Source organism: Streptomyces sp. NPDC048825 (assembly GCF_043198355.1).
Lineage (GTDB): Bacteria > Actinomycetota > Actinomycetes > Streptomycetales > Streptomycetaceae > Streptomyces > Streptomyces xiangluensis.
In genome coordinates, this window is the sequence record NZ_JBICUR010000029.1 from 32,390 (window position 1) to 49,629 (window position 17,240).

The 17,240-nt window shown below is 67.9% G+C and carries 15 protein-coding genes and 1 pseudogene; 11 read left to right on the top strand and 5 right to left on the bottom strand.

Translation table 11 applies throughout. The features are described 5' to 3' along the window. The first annotated feature begins 193 nt into the window (after nt 1-193). The 3 genes from ACGFNK_RS43050 (at nt 194) to ACGFNK_RS43060 (ending at nt 1,557) form a co-directional block, all read left to right on the top strand. The gene (locus ACGFNK_RS43050) at nt 194-1,105 is read left to right on the top strand and encodes a hypothetical protein (RefSeq protein WP_393425997.1); all 912 of its coding nucleotides are present in this window, start codon (nt 194-196) and stop codon (nt 1,103-1,105) included. A gap of 173 nt (nt 1,106-1,278) precedes the next feature. Then, entirely contained in the window at nt 1,279-1,404 is a 126-nt protein-coding gene (locus tag ACGFNK_RS43055; RefSeq protein WP_393426000.1) for a hypothetical protein, read from the top strand. Nucleotides 1,405-1,416: 12 nt separating this feature from the next. Continuing rightward, nucleotides 1,417-1,557: a hypothetical protein gene (locus tag ACGFNK_RS43060; protein ID WP_393426003.1), complete on the top strand. Its 141-nt coding sequence runs from the start codon at nt 1,417-1,419 to the stop codon at nt 1,555-1,557. Between the two features lie 341 nt (nt 1,558-1,898). On the opposite strand, the gene ACGFNK_RS43065 is transcribed toward ACGFNK_RS43060, so the two are convergent. Beyond that, nucleotides 1,899-3,059, bottom strand: a complete 1,161-nt coding sequence (locus tag ACGFNK_RS43065; protein WP_393426006.1) for a pentapeptide repeat-containing protein — start codon at nt 3,057-3,059, stop codon at nt 1,899-1,901. A gap of 912 nt (nt 3,060-3,971) precedes the next feature. On the opposite strand from ACGFNK_RS43065, the gene ACGFNK_RS43070 reads away from it, so the two are divergent. The 3 genes from ACGFNK_RS43070 (at nt 3,972) to ACGFNK_RS43080 (ending at nt 8,226) form a co-directional block, all read left to right on the top strand. Further along, complete coding sequence (locus ACGFNK_RS43070) at nt 3,972-7,148, top strand: BTAD domain-containing putative transcriptional regulator (protein WP_393426009.1); 3,177 nt, start codon at nt 3,972-3,974, stop codon at nt 7,146-7,148. Nucleotides 7,149-7,195: 47 nt separating this feature from the next. Continuing rightward, nucleotides 7,196-7,795, top strand: coding sequence for a hypothetical protein (locus ACGFNK_RS43075; protein WP_393426123.1), 600 nt, complete (start codon nt 7,196-7,198; stop codon nt 7,793-7,795). Nucleotides 7,796-7,953: 158 nt separating this feature from the next. Next, nucleotides 7,954-8,226 (top strand): hypothetical protein, encoded by a 273-nt coding sequence (locus ACGFNK_RS43080; RefSeq protein ID WP_393426012.1) that lies wholly within the window; start codon nt 7,954-7,956, stop codon nt 8,224-8,226. Nucleotides 8,227-8,531: 305 nt separating this feature from the next. On the opposite strand, the gene ACGFNK_RS43085 is transcribed toward ACGFNK_RS43080, so the two are convergent. Beyond that, complete coding sequence (locus tag ACGFNK_RS43085; protein ID WP_393426015.1) at nt 8,532-9,143, bottom strand: hypothetical protein; 612 nt, start codon at nt 9,141-9,143, stop codon at nt 8,532-8,534. Nucleotides 9,144-9,440: 297 nt separating this feature from the next. Here ACGFNK_RS43085 and ACGFNK_RS43090 point away from each other — a divergent pair, with 297 nt between their 5' ends. The 3 genes from ACGFNK_RS43090 (at nt 9,441) to ACGFNK_RS43100 (ending at nt 11,271) form a co-directional block, all read left to right on the top strand. Further along, complete coding sequence (locus ACGFNK_RS43090) at nt 9,441-9,920, top strand: SAM-dependent methyltransferase (protein WP_393426018.1); 480 nt, start codon at nt 9,441-9,443, stop codon at nt 9,918-9,920. Between the two features lie 170 nt (nt 9,921-10,090). Then, nucleotides 10,091-11,074: a hypothetical protein gene (locus ACGFNK_RS43095; protein ID WP_393426021.1), complete on the top strand. Its 984-nt coding sequence runs from the start codon at nt 10,091-10,093 to the stop codon at nt 11,072-11,074. Beyond that, nucleotides 11,041-11,271, top strand: coding sequence for an ATP-binding domain-containing protein (locus ACGFNK_RS43100; RefSeq protein ID WP_393426024.1), 231 nt, complete (start codon nt 11,041-11,043; stop codon nt 11,269-11,271). Before ACGFNK_RS43095 ends, ACGFNK_RS43100 begins: the two co-directional genes overlap by 34 nt. Before the next feature lie 32 nt (nt 11,272-11,303). On the opposite strand, the gene ACGFNK_RS43105 is transcribed toward ACGFNK_RS43100, so the two are convergent. Next, entirely contained in the window at nt 11,304-12,647 is a 1,344-nt protein-coding gene (locus ACGFNK_RS43105) for a PQQ-binding-like beta-propeller repeat protein (protein WP_393426027.1), read from the bottom strand. Nucleotides 12,648-12,888: 241 nt separating this feature from the next. On the opposite strand from ACGFNK_RS43105, the pseudogene ACGFNK_RS43110 reads away from it, so the two are divergent. Both ACGFNK_RS43110 and ACGFNK_RS43115 read left to right on the top strand, forming a co-directional pair. Further along, a pseudogene (locus ACGFNK_RS43110) lies at nt 12,889-13,246 on the top strand (IS5/IS1182 family transposase); the annotation flags it as partial. A gap of 909 nt (nt 13,247-14,155) precedes the next feature. Next, the gene (locus ACGFNK_RS43115; RefSeq protein ID WP_393426030.1) at nt 14,156-14,659 is read left to right on the top strand and encodes a lamin tail domain-containing protein; all 504 of its coding nucleotides are present in this window, start codon (nt 14,156-14,158) and stop codon (nt 14,657-14,659) included. Nucleotides 14,660-14,855: 196 nt separating this feature from the next. On the opposite strand, the gene ACGFNK_RS43120 is transcribed toward ACGFNK_RS43115, so the two are convergent. Continuing rightward, a complete protein-coding gene (locus ACGFNK_RS43120; RefSeq protein WP_393426033.1) occupies nt 14,856-15,623 on the bottom strand; it encodes an SDR family NAD(P)-dependent oxidoreductase in 768 nt (255 codons plus the stop codon). Between the two features lie 294 nt (nt 15,624-15,917). Beyond that, nucleotides 15,918-17,219 carry a ferritin-like protein gene (locus tag ACGFNK_RS43125; RefSeq protein WP_393426036.1) on the bottom strand — a complete coding sequence of 434 codons (1,302 nt, stop codon included), beginning with the start codon at nt 17,217-17,219 and terminating at the stop codon, nt 15,918-15,920. Nucleotides 17,220-17,240 lie beyond the last annotated feature (21 nt).

Sequence of the window (17,240 nt, forward strand, 5' to 3'; positions counted from 1 at the left end):
GCAGCCGCAGCCGGCGGGTGGTGCGGCGATGAGAGGTTGCAGCGGTGGTGAGCCGTGTCCGAAAGGCGGGCAGCGTGGGGCGCGTCGGGCCGCTTCTGTAGGGGATAGGCCTGCCGGGTTCCGCCATGGTCCGGCGATCATGCTTGTTCCCGCGCCTATCGTCACGAGCAGGTCAGGCTGTATGTATGCCGTCATGGAATTCACGTGGCTGCCGTCCGGCAGCAGCCCACTTCTCGCGCTGGGCTGGTTGCCGCTCGTTGGTCTGGCGATGGCGGTCTGGGGCCGTTGGATGGCGCGGAGAGCCGCCGCGGGGCACGAGGTCCGGATCTGGTGCAGGCTGCATGGCTTCGCGCCGCCGTACCCCCGGCGCTTCGTCCGCGGACGCGTGCGGCTGCTGCCCCAGGCGGGCGTCGTGGAATTCCGGCCGTACGGGCGTGAGGCCCTGCGGCTGGCGTGCGGCGGCACCGTGCAGCAGGTGAGCAAGGTGAAGTGGGGCGGCAGCGGCGGCATGTGGGGGCATCGGGAGGTCGACTATCTACCTGTGCCAGAGGGTGGTGCCGTCCGGATCTGGGTGTCCACGCCGCACTCACGGACCCTGCTGGCGATGCTCACCATGGCTCCGGCAGGGCCTGAGAGCGCTCCACATGCTCCAGCTCGGGCAGGGTCGCCGCTCTGGCGTTTCCTGGGCGGCGAGCCCGTCGCCCTCCTCCTGGTGGGTGCTGCGCTGCTGCTGCCAGTCGCTTTCGTCTACGGTTTGGGCCGCCCGGTCGCCGCCCACGTCGCAACGACCGGACACGGTGCCGCAGACACCTGCCTGTTTACCTGGACGGACCCCTGGGACGGCGGTCGGCACGAGACCAGCCGCTACTGCGGCAACCGGCAGCCCGGCGACCCGATCGACGTCATCGCCCTGGACCGCCCCCTACGCGGCTCGGTAACCGGGACTGTCTTGCCCGCCGCCCTGTGGGGCTTCTCCTCCGCGCCGTTCCTGCTGCTGGGCATCATCCTCGCCCTCGCGAACGGCATCGGCGACGCCCGCAGCTGGCCACCCCGCACAACGCCCGCCGACGACGCTGCAAGCTGCAGCCCCCCAGCGCGACAGTGAACGTGCGGCCGCCTGGTCCGAGCCGGTCCGCCGCATCGCCCAGCCCACCACCACGCAGCCCCGCGTCGCCTACCACCGGCTTCGGCCGCAGAGCACAACTGGATCTTCCACGAGCTGATCACACCGACCGTGCTGGCAGGCGTCGTGCCCCAGGACGATCCGCGCGCCGTGTCGTGATCGGGCAGCCCGGCGCGAGCAAGACCGAGACCACAAGGATGGTGCGCCGCGTCATGCGGCCCGGCATCCGCCCGGCCACCCCCGACGAATTCGCCACCCTCATCGGCGACTTCGTCGACTGAGCCCTTCCATAAATGACACGCACCGGCGCTCTCAACAAGGCGGCCCGGATGGCATCCTCCTGCGCAGAACAGGCACGCGCCGAACTCATCGGCCTGCCGGACTCCACCAAGCTGGCCGAACTGGCCACATCAGCAGCCGACCGCCAGCGCTGACGGCCATTGAATAAAACGTGGCTGAGCATTTCAGCGAGACAGGACAGCAGTCGGACCTCCTTGGCGAGGCCGCCAAAAATCAGGCCCCGAGGGGTTTGTTCACAGCTTCTGGGCGCGAGATCCCGGGCATGGGACTACCGCGGCTGGTTCAGAAGGAGGTGCTGTCGCCCTGCCTACCCCCGAGGACGGCGGCGTAGTTCCAGGAAGCAGCCTTTCGCCGGGCAGCCTTCCGACGATGTGGTGTGCTGACGCCCGTCCAGGGCCTCCCCTGAGTGAAACAAGGCTCCCGCCCACAGGCATGCCAAACCGGGGGGACCACACGCGTGACCGAGGGGAGTCACCTACTGGGCACCCGCAGGAACAGGCAGGGAGCCCCAATCGATCGCTGTCCCGGTGAACGCCGTGCCGTCGAAACGGAGCGTGCTGCCGCTGCGTATCGCCCCGCTGAAGTTGATCGTGCCTCCGATGAAGTGCGCGTGGTCGAAGGAGAGCATGCCGCCGGTGAGCCTTGCGTCGACGAAGCCGACCGCGCCGCCGGTGAACACCGCATCGGAGAAGTCGACTGTGCCGCTGGTGAGGGCCGCGTCGGCGAATTGGACGCTGCCGCTGTTGAACGCTGCCCGGTGGAAACCGACTGTGCCGCCGCTGAACTCCGCTTTGGAGAAGGCGACCGTGCCGCTGTTGAACGCCGCGCTGAAGTCGACCGTGCCACCCTCAAAATCCGCACTGGCGAAGGTCACTGTTGCGCCACTGAACATGGCATCGCTGAAGGAGACGGTGCCGTCGCTGAACGCCGCATCGTCGAAGACGACCTCGCCGCCGCTGAAGTCCGCGCGGCTGAAGTCGACCGTGCCGCCATTGAACTTTGCGCCCCTGTAGTTGAGCGTGCCGCCATTGAACTTTGCCTCGCTGAAGTCGACTGTGCCGCCGCTGAACGTTGCACCGCGGAAGCCGACGCTTCCACTGCTGAACTCCGCCAGGCGGAAGTCGACCGAGCCGATGAACCCCGCATCACAGAAATGAACTTCGCCGCGGAAGTGGCTTGAGTAGAAGTCGCCTCCGTCGAAGGTCGCTCCGGTGAAGTCGAGCGTGTATGTGCACCACGACAGCGGATCGGATGGTTGCTGCAGATGGTTGCGAATGACGCGGATGATGGTGTGGCGGACTTCCCGCTCGCCAGTCTTATGGTCTGTCGCTGCTGGGTCGGGTTGGTAGGGCATGCGCAGGTAGGCGCACAGGACATCGATGCAGACCTGACGTTGCTCTTCCCAGTCGTCAGCGAGCCGGGCGAGGGCATAGACGCCGGCGAGGCGTACGGCGGCCTGGTCGTGGCCGAGTTGTTCGGCGGCCGTGGTGTAGCGGTCGGCGAGCTGGCTCGCGTCGGCGCGGTGGGCGTCGCCCTCGGACAGAAGTTGTTTGCGGTATGCGTAGAGGCCGGCGAGGACGGCACCGATCAGCGTCAGCGCGGTGACGCTGGCCTTGAGGACGTCATTGACGTTCACCGGTTTCGGGGGTTTCTGGTCGGCGGCCGCCTGCGCGAAGTAGTCGTACGCGAAGCGGTATATGCCCCAGCCCAGGATGAGGGCGAGAGCGACGGCCAGGGGCGCGACGAGCCAGACTGGCCAGAGGTTCGGTGTGTACCGGCCCCGAGGGGCCCCGCGCCTGCGCAGTGAGATTGCCACGTCAGGAGCATGGAGCCAGGCAACTGTCCGAGTCAGCAACTTGATGAAAGACATTCCAGGTCGGAGCCGCATACTCACGACGCTCCGTGAACTCAAAGACGACGGGAGGGACATGCGTTTCTGCCATGGCGGACTGGACTCCCCGCCGACGCGGCAACGGTGCGGACGCTGGCCGACTACTACGTCCACGGTCAGATCGCAGCCGCGGCCGAAGACAGCGCCGACGCGGCTGTGAAGCCCGGACGCATGGCCTGAGGTCGGGAGGCGGCCGCCATCTGGCCGACTGCCGATCCCTGCTGGTCCAGCGGCGGGCACACGTCTGTACGGCAGTTGATGCCCAACGAGCGACCACGGCTACGCCGCGTCCACCGACACCCCGCCTGCGATCGGTCAGCGCGGTGTCGTAACGCAGGTAGGCGGCCTTGTTCTTCACCTCGACGAACAAGCGGAAGCAGAACGCCGGATGTCTCCCTCACCCGGACCGAGACCATGCCTGACCAGCTGGAATCAAGCGATCATGTTCGGTGAGATACGGCTACTCAAGGCATCTCGGATTCCAGAACTCATTCGCTGTGGCGGCCCGCCACAAGGCCCTAGACCGATAGCCAGGCCCCAAGACGCGCGACAACGGTGGCTACAGCCCCTCGAGTGGCCGATGCGGCCGACGTCGCTCTGTCGGGCCGGTGACGAGCCGACGGCCGTTACAGTTGCCGTCGAAAGGCGGGGGCGGCTGTGGACTTCGGGGTATTGGGCCCGCTGACGGTGTGGCGGGACGGCGTACCGCTGGAACTGGGCACGCCGAAAGGGCGGGTGCTCCTGGCGGTCCTGCTGTGCCGGTTGGGCCGGTCGGTCGCCGGTGATGCGCTGGCGGAGGCGCTCTGGGGCGAGGGGCAGCCGAAGAGTGCCGCCAAGAACGTGCAGACCTACGTCCACCGGCTCCGGCAGCACCTGGGAGATTCGGGACGCATCACCAGGGAGGGCCGGGGCTACCTGCTGCGTGCCGACCGTGACGAGCTGGACGCGGCGCGTTTCGAAGATCTGACGGGCGTGGCGCGCGCGGCGCTGGCGGCCGGTGATCTCGATCAGTCGCGTCGGCTCTTCGACGAGGCCCTGGGCCTCTGGCGGGGACCCGCGTTCGCCGGGATCGCCGACGTCCCGGCGCTGACCTCGGAGGCCACTCGCCTCGACGAGCTGCGGCTCGGCGTACTCGAAGAGCGGATCGACGTCGGCCTTCGGCTCGGTCGGCACAGCGAGCTTCTGGGCGAGCTGACCGCGCTGACGATGGAACACCCGTTCCGCGAGCGGATGTGGGCCCAGCTCATGCTCGCGCTGTATCGCTGTGGCCGACGGGCGGACGCGCTGCTGGCTTATCTCCAGGTCCGTGACGTCCTGGCCGAGGAGACCGGTCTGGAGCCCGGGCAGAAGTTGCGGGACCTGCACCAGGCCATCCTCGGCGAGGATCCCGCGCTGGACCCGGCGATCGCGACCGAGGAGCGGGGACGCCGGAACGCCACCAGCGCCCGGATGCTGCCTCCGGCGCTCGGCGACTTCAGCGGGCAACAGACGGAGTTGGCGCGGATCGAGGCAGTGCTCCGCGAGGACCGCGCCGCCGATGAGCCGGCCGCGGTGGTGACGATCTCGGGCCCTGGCGGGGTCGGCAAGACCGCGCTCGCGGTGCAGGCCGGGCATCGCCTCAGGTCCGCGTACCCCGACGGGCAGCTGTTCGCGGCGCTGGCCGGTGCACGTACCCAGCCGGTCGCCCCGGCCACTGTGCTCGGTCGCTTCCTGCGTGCGCTGGGAGTGCCCGCCACCGCCGTGCCGGACGATCCGGAGGAGCGCACCGATCTCTACCGGGGCATGCTCGCGGAACGCCGGATCCTGGTGGTGCTCGACGACGCGTTCGACGAGGAGCAGTTGGCTCCCCTGCTGCCGGCGAGCGGTACGTGCGGTGTGATCGCCACCGGCCGCGTGCGGCTGGGAGGTCTTGGCGGCGCACACCGGGTCGAGCTCCGCGAGATGTCCGAAGCCGACAGTCTGGCCATGCTGCGCAACAGCTCGGACGACCGGTTGACCTCGGCTACCCAGGCGGAGCTGTCCGATCTGGTCCGGCAGTGTGCGCGGCTGCCGCTCGCGCTGCGGATCGTCGGGTCGCTCCTGGTGTCACGACCGCATTGGCGCCTGGCGGACCTCATGTCGCGGTTGGCGGACGAACAGCATCGGCTGGACGCGCTCCGCTATCGCGATCTCGAAGTTCGGGCCAGTTTCGGGCTGAGCTACGAGGGGCTCCGGCCCGAGGCACGGCGGCTGTTCCGGCTCCTTGGGCTCCTGGAGGCACCCGATTTCCCGCTCTGGGCGGCTGCCGCCACGGTCGACACCGAACTGCGCGCAGCCCAGGAACTCCTCGACGAGCTGGTCGACGTCCACCTGCTCGACGTCACCGGAACGCCGAAGGGCCAGGCGCGTTACGGCTTCCACGACCTGATCCGCGCGTACGCAAGGGAACGCGCGGAGGTGGAGGAGTCGGTGGAGGCCCGGGACGAAGCCGTCGTCCGCGTCCTCAGCGCCCTCCTGGCCCTCACGGACATCGCCGACCGTGACCACATGGGACAGAACATGTTCCAGCGGGACGCCGACCGGTGGCAGCCGGCGCGGGTGGAGGCAAGCCTGCCGCCTTCCGTACCGCGGATGGCGTTGCTGGATTCGGAGCGTATCCCGTTGGTGACAGGTGTACGGCAAGCCGCGGAGCTGGGCAGGGACGAGCTCTGCTGGGAGCTGGCCGTGGGCGGGCACGCGCTGTTCGAGACGGAGCGGTACTACGACGACTGGCAGGAGTGCTACGAGACGGCGATGGGCCTGGCCAAGGCTGCGGACAACATGCGGGGCCGGGCCAGATTGCTCATCTCGATGGCCGGACTGCGCTACACCCGGCGTCGGTACGGTCCGGCCGAGGAGGCCAACACCGAGGCCATGGGCCTGTTCGAGCAGATCGGGGACGGGCGGGGCTACCTGGAGGCGCTGAGTAACGCACCGTTCTTCCTCGTGCCCAACGGACGATTGACCGAGGCGATCACGGCGGGCCGCGAGGCCTACGAACGGCTCAACGCCGGCGGGCAGGCTGCGGCGGCGCTGCACGCGTACTCACAGGTTGGCCTCGCTCATCTACAGGCGGGCAGGCCAGAGGTCGCGGTAGAGGTCCTCACGGAGATCGTCGCCGGGGCGAGGAAGCAGGGGATCCGGACCCTGATCGCGCGGGACACCTACTGGCTCGGCCAGGCGCAGCTCACACTCGGCCGTCATGCGGAGGCTGAGGAGTCGTTCACCGAGCTGACCGCGTATGCCCGCGACGTCGGGTCATCGGGCGCGTTCTACACGGCCCACGCCTGGGGCTGTCTCCACCTGGCCCGAGGTGAGTACGCCGACGCGCGCCGCCGTCTCCTCGAAGGCGTCGAGGTCGCGCGTGCACTCCATGACCCCATGTTCGAGACCCGTGTTCTCATCGACCTGCTCGATCCCCGCCTGTACGACCGCCATGATCTGCGAGTCGCGATCGGCCAGGGGGAGCACGCGGTCGAGGTGGCCCGCGGTATCGACTACCCGTACCTGCTCGCGGGTGTGCTGGAAAGGCTCGCCCGGCTGCGGGCTGCGGGCTGCGGCGGGAGACGACACCGCCGCGAGGCACCTGGCCGACGAGGCGGCTGCCGTGGGAGCCAAGATCCGCTGAGCCGTACCGCGCAGCTCGTATTCCCGGCGTGTGGCCGCCGTATTCCGGGAGCTGCCACTGTGCGCGTCGACGACGAAACGCCGTCGGGAAGCCGCTCTGGCATGTCCGGCTGTGTGGTCGGTCATTTCTCGAAACCATCGACCGTTCCAAGCTGCCGTATCGGACAGCTCTCGTTACCAGTGAGGTAGTAGTAGTGCACAAGGGACGTATCGTGTTCGCGGCTGCTCTGGCCACCATGGGGCTCGGGCTTTCGGCCTGCGCCGACGACGAGGGAGGGCCGGTGGCACAGGATTCGCCGGCGGCGTCAGCCCCGGCCTCGTCCGCGCCGAGCAGCGAGAGCCCGACTGCCGACAGCGGCGACGACAGTGCCGCGCCGGCCGAGGGTGACGTCACCGCGCCGGGCACGGAACTCAAGGTCGGCGACAGGGCTGTCCTGCCCTTCGAGTACACGAGCGAGAAGAAGGGCACCATCGCCGTAACCGTCACGGCGATCGAGAAGGGCGCCGAGGCCGACATGGCCGCCTTCGGTGAGAAGGCGAAGGGAATGACGCCCTACTTCATCAAGATGAAGGTGGAGAACGTCGGCGGCACCGACCTGTCCTACGCATCGCTGAAGCTGGACGGTGTGCTGGAAGGTGGCGCCGGGACGGGCGTCGTACTGTTCGGTGACATCCCGGGCAAGTGCGACCGCGAGAGCGCGCCCACCGAGTTCACCACCAAGGGTGCGTCGTACGAGACCTGCGCGCTCAGCGCCACGAAAAGCTCGCCCATCATCGGCGCCTCGTTCGACGAGGGCGACGCGTACCGCGACAGCCCGGTCGTCTGGACCAACTGAGAATCGGCGTCGGCCTGTACCTCGCCGGCCCGACCGCTGCAGCACCAACCGAATCACCGACGTCGTGAAGGCCAGCTCACGCCGACGGGACCTTCACCAAATCCACAACCCAAGGCAACTATCGGATCATTGTGGTGAGTAGGGCCGACGATGTGAAGGTGACGGTTTCCATTCACGACGACAACTGCGACAACGTCGGACCTGGGGTCATCATCAAGGCGTTCCGCACCGGAGGAACCCTCATCAATGAGTGGAAGTACCGTCAGACGTCCGGCTGCAACTCCTCCTACACGTGGTATCACACCTACACCGCGACCGAGTTGAAGGGCCACCGTAGCGGCTATCTCCAATTCAGCACCTTCAAAAAGCGTGCTGCCATCGGTGACTATGGCTTCTCAGTCTGGACATCAACCCACTTCAGCATAGGCTGACCTCCCGCTTGGGACATGCTTCAGTATCGTGGAGCGCACGGCGTCGGTAGAGCCGTGCGCTCCACGGCCATTCAGGCCTTAACCGCAATGGTTCATGAATCCCCGTCAGCTTGCTGCTGGGGACTTTGTATCTGTCGACGAGCCAGGAAGTAAGGACCCCGGAGCGGGACAGGTAGAGGCCGACGGTGTCGATCCTGTACTTGTCGGAAGAACCGACGAAACGGGGCCCGCGAGGTGGCGGAATTCAGCCGCCTGGGACGGCCGCCGTGGAGTCGGCGCAGGTCACTCCGCTGCCGTTGGCGGAGTCATCCGTTCATCAGGGCATCGCGGACCGGATTACCGTGTGCCTCGTCCGAGGCATGGATCTCCTCAGCCTGGTCGACGAACCACTCGCCGCCCTGCTTGACCATGCGGAGGGCTTCCTTCGTCGTAGTGGTGCTGTCGGGCCAGGTGACCGTGTACTCGACGCCTACGCCGGTCCCGGCCGGGTGGTCTCCGATGGCCGGCACCGTCACCACGTCGCCGGCCTCGAAGCGGCCGGTGGCAGCCCGCTCCGGGCCGCTTGCGGACGGAGCCGCCCTGGTCGGGATGACCGAGCCGTCCGCACGCCGCAGGGGCGGATCACTGGTCTCACTCAGCGACGGGGCAGCGGTCGGTGTCGTCTCCGTGTTGTCGTCGACGCATGACTGAACGGTTCCGTACCGGTACCGCTCGGTGCGCATCTGACACACCCGCTGCCAGTTCTCGTCGTTGACGGCCTCCTGGTACGTACGGGCGAACTCCTCGGCGGATGCCTGGGTAGTCGCCCCGCCCTTGTTGGCCGCGCCAGATTCCTTCTTCTCCTCGGTGTCTGATGAGCATCCGGCGATCGCTAACAGCACGGCGGCCGCCGTGGTCGCCGTGACTGCGCGCTTCATACCCTCACCCCTGCAGTTTCATGGTCAAAGCTGTCTGTGAACTGTTCCTTGATCCTTTCACGGCTGGCCCGCGTACCAGTAGCCAAACGGGCGTCGAAGGCGCGGCCGCTCCTCCCCGAGGGTTCGGCGCATCCGAGCAGGCGCCAGGGGCATTCACATAGCGCCGGAGCCGCCTTAGAGATTTTCAATGGCTGGGGTTACGGCGGTTGGAGATTGAGTCCGGTCTTGACGGTACGGCCCCGACGTCGTGTCCGCCGTGCGAACGCAGTACGCGAGCAGGCGCGCGACCAGTGCGCCATGCCGCGAGTGCGTGTTGGCCGTTCGGCACTTATCCTTTCGCCCGTGCCGAAAGGTCTGTCCCCGCGTCTCGCCGCGATCGTGGACGCGCTTCCCCTCCAGCCGCACTCTCGCGTTCTCGAAATTGGGTGCGGGCCCGGGGCGGCCGCACGAGCAGTCGCAAGCCGACTCACCACCGGCCACATCTTGGCTATCGACAGATCCGCCACCGCCATCGCCCAGGCAAAAGCCGCCGCGGTAGAGGAGATCGTGTCGGGGCGCATGAGTATCCGTCAGGTACCGGCCGAACACTTCGTTCTGCAACCACACGAAGAGCCGTACGACATCGTGTTCGCCGTCCGCGTTGGCGCCCTCGACGGGCGACACCCCGAGGCTGGTCAGCAGGTGCTGCAGCGTATCGCCATGGCAACCAAGGCAAACGCCCGGCTCTTCATCGACGGTGGCGATCCACTTCGCGAACTGCTCATCCCGCGGTCCTGAGCCATAAGCCCCTTAACCCCAGCCGCTAAAGACCACTCGGGCGGGCCGGTGCCGCCAATTCCCGCAGGCCGGGAGGCCGAAGCAGAAAAATAGTCACCCTGCGGGAGATCGGGCACTTGGGGACGATCCGCGCTGGCCAGGTGCCCCATGCCCGGATCAAGGTCGGCTGCATGACGATTCGAGATCATGACAACGAACCGGCGTCGGCCCTCTGGGAGTTGAAGGCGAAGGCGTGGCAGGCCCTCGCCGTGCTGCGGCAAGCCGCGGCCGGGCTGACGAGCGATGCGCGCGCCCTGGAACCTCTGGACGAGCCGCAGCTCCAGGAGCTCCAGGGCCACGCACAAGACGGCGTGGAGGCACTGGAAGCGTGGGAAGCCAGCGGACGGCTCACCCCGGCCACCCCTCCCCCGCGTCCAGTAGTGACCGCGTCGGCTCGGCAGCCGGCTGTGGCACCGCTCGTACACGCAGACCGCCCGCGGCCCACCGACAAGGTGATCGAGGGCGGGGTACGCGGCGAGAACATGGTCGTCGACGCTGCGGCTGGCGCGGGCAAGACGTCGACGCTGGTGATGACGTCAGAGCGGATGCCGGAACGCGGCCTGTACACGTCGTTCACCAAGGCTTCGATCCTGTCGGCGGCCAAGGTCTTCCCCCAGCACGTCACGTGCAAGAACGCACACAAGCTCGCGTACGCCGCCGTCGGCCACCGGTACAAGGAGCGGCTCGACAACTCTGCGCGGTTGCCCGGCGCGAAGCAGGCAGAGATCCTCGGGATAGACGAGGTGTTCCAGGTGAACGGCCATCTCCGGTACGGGCCCGCGCGCCTGGCGGAGATGGCGACGCAGACCGTGACCCGGTGGTGCCACAGCGCCGATCCACAGATCGAGAAGCAGCACGTGCCTGTCCCGTCGCTCCTCACGCCGACCGAGGCGCAGCAGCTGCGGGACGCGGTGCTGCCGATGGCGTACGCGGCCTGGGCGGACCTCTCATCGCAGGCCGGGCGGCTGTTCTTCGATCCGGACGTGTACCTGAAGATGTGGGCCCTGGACGAGCCCCAGCTGGGCTACGCGTACGTGATGTTGGACGAGGCGCAGGACTCCAACCCCGTGGTCGCGACGCCATGGCACCGGACGAGCAGTCGGCGGACGTGGTGATCTCCACCGTGCACAAGGCCAAGGGACTTGAGTGGCCGAAGGTCCGGATCGCGACCGACTTCCCGCCGCCCCCGCGCCGGGAGAACGGGGCCGCAGGGCGCATCGACGCGTCGTATGCGAGGGCGGCCTACGTCGCCGTTACCCGCGCGACCGAGGTCCTCAACCGCGAGGGACTGGGCTGGATCGATGAGCACTGAGCCGTGACCGGCACCCTCTCCCCGCGTCCGACCTAGGGCGAACCTGTCGTGGCTCCGGTCTCCGCGTCGACCATCAGGAGGCGGTCTTGGTCGTGGGGGCGGGCGCAGCCGCGGCGGCCGGTCAGCCACTCCTTGTAGGGGTCGTCGGGGACGGCACACTTGTCGGATTCCATGAGGAGCACACGGTCGTCGCAAGGTAGCGGCTCGACCGGCGAGCAGTGACGGCGCCGCCAGAGTTCCTGGCCGTGGCGCAGCGCGACGACACTGGCCCATCCCCTGCGGTCCCAGGCGCGGGCGTAAACGTAATCGCCTCCCGCCACGAGCCGTTCGTGGCCCTCGGCCATGCGCCACCGGAGAGTCCCGCGCACGCGGACCCGGTGGCGCACGCGGCGCGGCCAGCGGTTCCTGTCTGCGCGGGCGGCCGCCAGCATGCCGTCGTTGGTAGTCGCGTACAGCCACCCTCCCGCCACCGCGAGGGAGAGGTCGTAGACCGAGAGCTCCTCCACGAGGCGGTACGTGACCCGCGGTTCCTCCGGCTCGAACGCGCGGAATCGGTACACGCTGCGCCCTCCCGACTTGGTGATCCACAGGGTCCGCTCGTCGTCGAAGAGGCGTGGCCTTGCGTACTCGCTCATCGAGGGGTAGGTGAGCCGGCCCACCTCCTCTCCGTCGGCGGCGGAGAGCCAGGTGAGGCATAGCGTGTCCGGGCACCACACGAAGACCAGCCGTTGCTGCGCCTCACTCGCGCGCGGTGGCGAGAGGATCTTCGCGTTGGGGAAGGGGCGACGCCAGAGCAGGCTGCCCGTGCGAAGGTCGTAGCCTCGGACAACGAAGCTGCGGGGGGTGTTGCGGTACTCGTTGTCCTCCCCGCCGTAGAGCACGAGACGGCCGTCCATCACCTCCATGCCGCGCACGGAAGCGATGGCGCCCCATGCAATGGGGTCCGGCCACGACCACAGCGGGTCGCCGCCACGGACGTCGTATCCGGTGAACATCCTCCCGTCCGGGGCGTGCGCCACGACCACGGTCCGCCCGTCGCTCACGTGACCGATGTGGTTCCTGACGTCGATGCGGCGCAGTTCGGAGCCCGACTCGGTCTCCAGGACAGCGACGGCGACGCCCTCGGGGCCTTGCACCACAACACAACTGCTGGCCACGGTGAGAGGTTGGCTGCGGGACGTGGAGCACCGGTACGGGCTGCGCCACACCTGCTCGCCCGTCTCCCGGTCCAGCGCTGTGATCCACCCGTCGACCGACACATACACCCGTCCCCCTGCGACCACGGGCCGTGACAGGCTCCACTTGGGTGCCGTCAGTGTCCACAGCCCCGGCCCCGGCCCCCGCTCCAGCCGCGTGCCGAAGTCGTCCTCGATCATCGGATCCCCCTTCGGCGGCCCTGACCCCGCAGACTCCCCACGAGCATGGTGCCTGTGGCTGGCGAAGGAGGACAGGGGACGCGCTACTTCCGGGCCGGCAGGCTCCTGGACTTGCTCGCCGCGAGCGGTCCCCAGATCACGATAAAACTGCACCGTGACCGCGCCTCCCAGGACGGTGCACGGTCTCAGCTGCAGGCTTCCCGGAAAAGGGGGCGGGGTGCGTGAGGACGCCGATGGACGCGAGGCGTTAGGGCGCTCGCGGGGCGGGCTGACCTCCAAGGTCCATCTCCTGTCCAACGACCGGGCCCGACCGCTGACCTGGCAGACCTCACCCGGTCAGCGCGGCGACAGCCCCATGTTCGTTCCCGTGCTGGGCGCCTTGCGGATCCGACGGCGCGGCCAGCAGGCCACCGGCCTTCGACAAGGCCCAGTACCGTCGCCGCAGCGCGGTCGAGCGGTGCGTGAACAAGTGGAAACAGTTCCGCGCGGTGGCCAGCCGATACGACAAACGCGACTACATCTTCAACGGCACCCTGACACTCGCAGCGATCGTCATCTGGCTCCGCGACACCGTCCAAGAGCCATCAGAAACGGCCTAGAGCCCAACTTCCCCAGCCGGAGTGGGCCCACACCGGCAATATCTCCATTGACCTGCTCCATGGGGGTGCCTCAGCTCACAGCAACCGCTGGAGCGGGCATGGAACAACTGGGGGCAGCTGACGGTTCATCTGTATGTGGCTGCGGAGGGGACAGTGTCCCCGGGCCTCACCTACAGCCCATGGGGACGATCGTCCGGCTGAAGCCCCATGGAGCCGTCCGCCGAGAGGCGACCGCCCTCCGCACGCCACCACCTCACTGCCCCGGCTGGTCTCCCCCGTCCAGCCGGGGCTTTCACCTGCGTGCGATCTCCGGCGGAAACTGCCGAGCAGGGCCGTAGGCCGACGGCCCTGCAACTGGCGTCACTGACCGGTTTCAGTGGCGAAGGCCGAGGGGCGGCAGGCGTATGGCCGGTGACGAGCGGCATGAGCAACGCGGATGAGGCCGCGGCCTTGCCTATTGATGTGCTGTCAGGTCAGGTGCCCGGGTAGCGGATTGGTTTCCTGCAGCCCCGGCAGCGCTGCCTGGGACCACGGACGTCCTTGCCCGCGGACGTACAGCCACAGGGTGGCCATGCCCGGCAGCCATGCTCGTGCTGTTACGCACTTTCGGGTGACGGGCTGGTGAGGGGCCGGAAGGGGTGTGCTGGCCGGGGTTGAGGCCGGCCGGAATTCATGAGGCAGACCGAACTGACGGGGCACCAGGCAGATGCTTTCGCTTCGTGAATGGATCATGCAGGCGACCGTCACGAAAATACCGGCATTCTGTAACAGGCATCGCGTAACGCTCATATCGGCAAGATTGGGCGGAAGTGTGAGGGTCCTCGGCCACCGGGCCGGGGCCCACACCAGCAGACCTCGGCAACCTCCATGCCGGACTCCGGTCTGCCACCACGGAAATGAAGGGGCTTCATGTCTGCTTCTCTGTCTGTCACCGTCCGCCGTCTGTCCCTCGCCCTCGCCGCGGCCGGCGCTCTGGTGGGAGCGACGGCCGTGCCGGCCTCCGCCGACCACGCCCCGCGTCCCCACCGGCCGCACGTGGAGATCAGCAACGTGCAGTACGACTCGCCGGGCTACGACGACGGCAGCAACCGTTCGCTGAACACAGAGTGGGTGGAGCTCACCAACACCTCGCGCCACGCGGTGAACCTGGACGGCTGGACCCTGTCGAACGAAGACGGCCACACCTACACCTTCGACGGCTTCTGGCTGGCGGGGCGCGCCACCGTTCGCATCCACACCGGCACCGGCCGCGACAGCGACAGCGACGTCTACCAGGACCGGCACGGGTATGTGTGGGACAACCGCTCGGATACCGCCACCCTGAGCAACGACCGTGGCCGCGTCATCGACACCGACTCCTGGGACGACCACAACCACCGCGCCGGCGGCCACCACCGTCACCACAACCGCTGAGCGAACCTGACACGCTACCCAGAGGCGATCACCACGTCGCGCACATCGCAGCCCACCCCCCAGCCTGCTCCGCGCAGAACAACCCCCGCCTGCGCGGGGGTTACCCCCTCCTCTACCCCGGTCTGATCGAACACGTGGATATGTGCCCCGCCCCCCTCCCGGGGCGGCACCCGTGCCGCGGCCGCCCTGCACTGCGTCAACTGCCCCAATCTGCATGCTGGAACGCGGTGTTGACCGCCAGCAGTCCGCCGTCCACGCACAACGTCGTACCGGTGATCCAGGACGCGTCGCGCGAGGCGAGGAAGGCAATGGCAGCGGCGATGTCCTCCGGCTCGCCGACCCGGCCGAGCGGGTACAGGCCGCTCACGCTCTCCAGATCGGCTTCCCGACCCTCCCATGCCGAGGTCCGGACAGTGCCCGGAGCGACCAGGTTCACGCGAACCCCGCGTGCGCCCGCGTCCCCGGCAAGGGTGCGGGTGAGCGAGCCAAGCCCCGCCTTGGCCGCGCTGTAGGCGTGGTTGCCGAAGTCCATCAGGCCGTTGACGGAGCCGACGTTCACGATGGCTCCGCGGCCGGAAGCGGCCAGATGCGGAAGCGCGGCACGACAGCAACGAAAGGCGCCGGTGAGGGTGACGTCAAGGTCACGAGCCCACACCTCGTCGGGCTCCTCCTCGAAGAGCGGGGCATCGGGGTGGCACGCGCAGGCGTTGTTGACCAGCACGTCCAGCGAGCCGAACACGTCCACGGCGTACGCGACAGCAGACTCGACGGATTCCCGCGAGCCGACATCACACACGAACGGTTCGGCCGACCCGATCGCGGCGGCCGTCTTCTCCGCCTCAGCAGGATCGACGTCCGTGACCAGGACGCGGGCGCCCTCCATCGCGAACCTGCGGGCAGTGGCTGCGCCGATACCGCGTGCCGCCCCAGTGACCAAAACAGCGTGCCCCTCAAAACGTCCCATCCCTGGTCCATGCCCAGGCCGTAGCCGCTCTTACCCCCGCAGCCGCCCCTGCCCGCCGACGCGAACGCGTACTCAAGGTTGGCTGTGACGTTGTTCAGCGGACCCGGCAGGACGCCTTCCAGCGGCCCCAGTTGGTGAAGATCCTGTGTCTCCTGGACATCTTCAAGTGGCCCCGGGGATCCGCCTGCGCCGGGACCACTTGAGCGGGCGTCTTGGGCCTCTTCTTCCCAGGTCTCGGTGTGCCTGACAGTCCGCCGTCGAACCTGCGGATCGGGGCCCGAGTGTGGTGTGGCGTCACTTCTGTTGGGGGCGGCTGGTGGGGGGCTGCGAGGAGATCTGGTCGATGTCGGGCATTTTGTCGATCAGCCAGTGGACGCTGTTGTCTCCGCCGAGTTCAGGGAAGTGCGCGATGGCTTGGTTGCACAGCCACATCAGGTGTTGCTTCATGGTGTGGGAGCCGGACTTCTTGATCTCGGCGGGGAAGTCGTAGAACTCGAAGGTCGGGGCGGCGAAGACGGGCACCGTCGCCGGGTCGGGGTCCAGTTTCGTGGCGGGGGTTTGCATCAGCAGGTCGGCGATGGGGTAAAGCAGGCCGCTCATGGCGGAGACGAAGGTCCGCTCGAGGTGGTAGCGGGGGTTGGCCGTCTCGGCCGCGAAGGTCGCGGGTAGGTTGTAGAGCTTGTCGAGCATGGCGAGGGTGTAGAAGTAGGCGGCGTTGAAGAGCTGGGCCAGGCTCGCGGCGGGCTCGTCGAAGTCGCGGACTTTGGGGTCGACAGGAACGTTGCGCACGTTTCCGATGGGCTCGATGCCTTGCTGGATGCGCAGGAAGCGGGCGTAGTGGGAGAGTTCGTCCAAGCCGGGGGTGGGGTTGACTGGGTCGATGGGGACGGTGGCCTTGGCGGGGTCGACGCCCTCCCCTTGTTCGACGACGATCTGCAGGGCTTCGCGGGCGGTGGTGAGGTCGGTGATGAGGATGGGTTCGCCGCCGCCGTCGCGGTTCCAGTAGGCGCGCTGGTACTGCCAGGCGGTGCTGTCCTTGGCGTACTGCCACAGCCTGCTGCCCTCGGCGCGGTCCACGCGGACCAGGCCGTCCTCGATGGCCCGGTAGAACTGGCCGAGGGTCTGGTACTGGTCGGGCTGCGCCGGCGCATGGTGCTCGGCGGGCAGCTCCAGTGGCAGGAAGACGTCCCTCATCAGCTCGGGCGAGCACGGTTGCAGGTGCAGTTCGAGGTCGGGGACCCTGTGCAGCATCTTGCTGGGGTAGCTGGGGATGAAGTGCTTGTCGTTGAAGGTGATCCGGTCTGCCGCTCCGAGGGCGACCAAGAGGTTGCGGACCAGGCACAGGTGCAGCATTTCCTCGATCGCGATCGCCACGATGGTGCGGAAGGCGGAGATGCCGGGCAGCCACTGATTGTGGCCCTTGGTCTGGATGGAGTAGGCCGCGTACAGGTACATCGGGATCGTGGACATCTCCACCTGCGCCGCCTGGTGGAGATGGTTGACCAGGGTTTCGTAGTCCTGGATCGGTTCATTCGAATTCACGGGAACCAGGGGCTCGATCGTGAAGGGCAGGCCGGCAGTGGTGCGGGTTGTCATGATGGCTCCAGTTCGGTTGCC

What these genes read in the sequence shown, in the direction of transcription:
- ACGFNK_RS43090 (WP_393426018.1), top strand. Translation starts at nt 9,441, where the DNA reads ATGCCGCGAGTGCGTGTTGGCCGTTCGGCACTTATCCTTTCGCCCGTG.
- ACGFNK_RS43105 (WP_393426027.1), bottom strand. Translation starts at nt 12,647, where the DNA reads ATGATCGAGGACGACTTCGGCACGCGGCTGGAGCGGGGGCCGGGGCCG.
- ACGFNK_RS43120 (WP_393426033.1), bottom strand. Translation starts at nt 15,623, where the DNA reads ATGGGACGTTTTGAGGGGCACGCTGTTTTGGTCACTGGGGCGGCACGC.
- ACGFNK_RS43125 (WP_393426036.1), bottom strand. Translation starts at nt 17,219, where the DNA reads ATGACAACCCGCACCACTGCCGGCCTGCCCTTCACGATCGAGCCCCTG.
- ACGFNK_RS43075 (WP_393426123.1), top strand. Translation starts at nt 7,196, where the DNA reads ATGGGGCTCGGGCTTTCGGCCTGCGCCGACGACGAGGGAGGGCCGGTG.
- ACGFNK_RS43100 (WP_393426024.1), top strand. Translation starts at nt 11,041, where the DNA reads ATGGCACCGGACGAGCAGTCGGCGGACGTGGTGATCTCCACCGTGCAC.
- ACGFNK_RS43050 (WP_393425997.1), top strand. Translation starts at nt 194, where the DNA reads ATGGAATTCACGTGGCTGCCGTCCGGCAGCAGCCCACTTCTCGCGCTG.
- ACGFNK_RS43085 (WP_393426015.1), bottom strand. Translation starts at nt 9,143, where the DNA reads ATGAAGCGCGCAGTCACGGCGACCACGGCGGCCGCCGTGCTGTTAGCG.
- ACGFNK_RS43095 (WP_393426021.1), top strand. Translation starts at nt 10,091, where the DNA reads ATGACGATTCGAGATCATGACAACGAACCGGCGTCGGCCCTCTGGGAG.
- ACGFNK_RS43060 (WP_393426003.1), top strand. Translation starts at nt 1,417, where the DNA reads ATGACACGCACCGGCGCTCTCAACAAGGCGGCCCGGATGGCATCCTCC.
- ACGFNK_RS43115 (WP_393426030.1), top strand. Translation starts at nt 14,156, where the DNA reads ATGTCTGCTTCTCTGTCTGTCACCGTCCGCCGTCTGTCCCTCGCCCTC.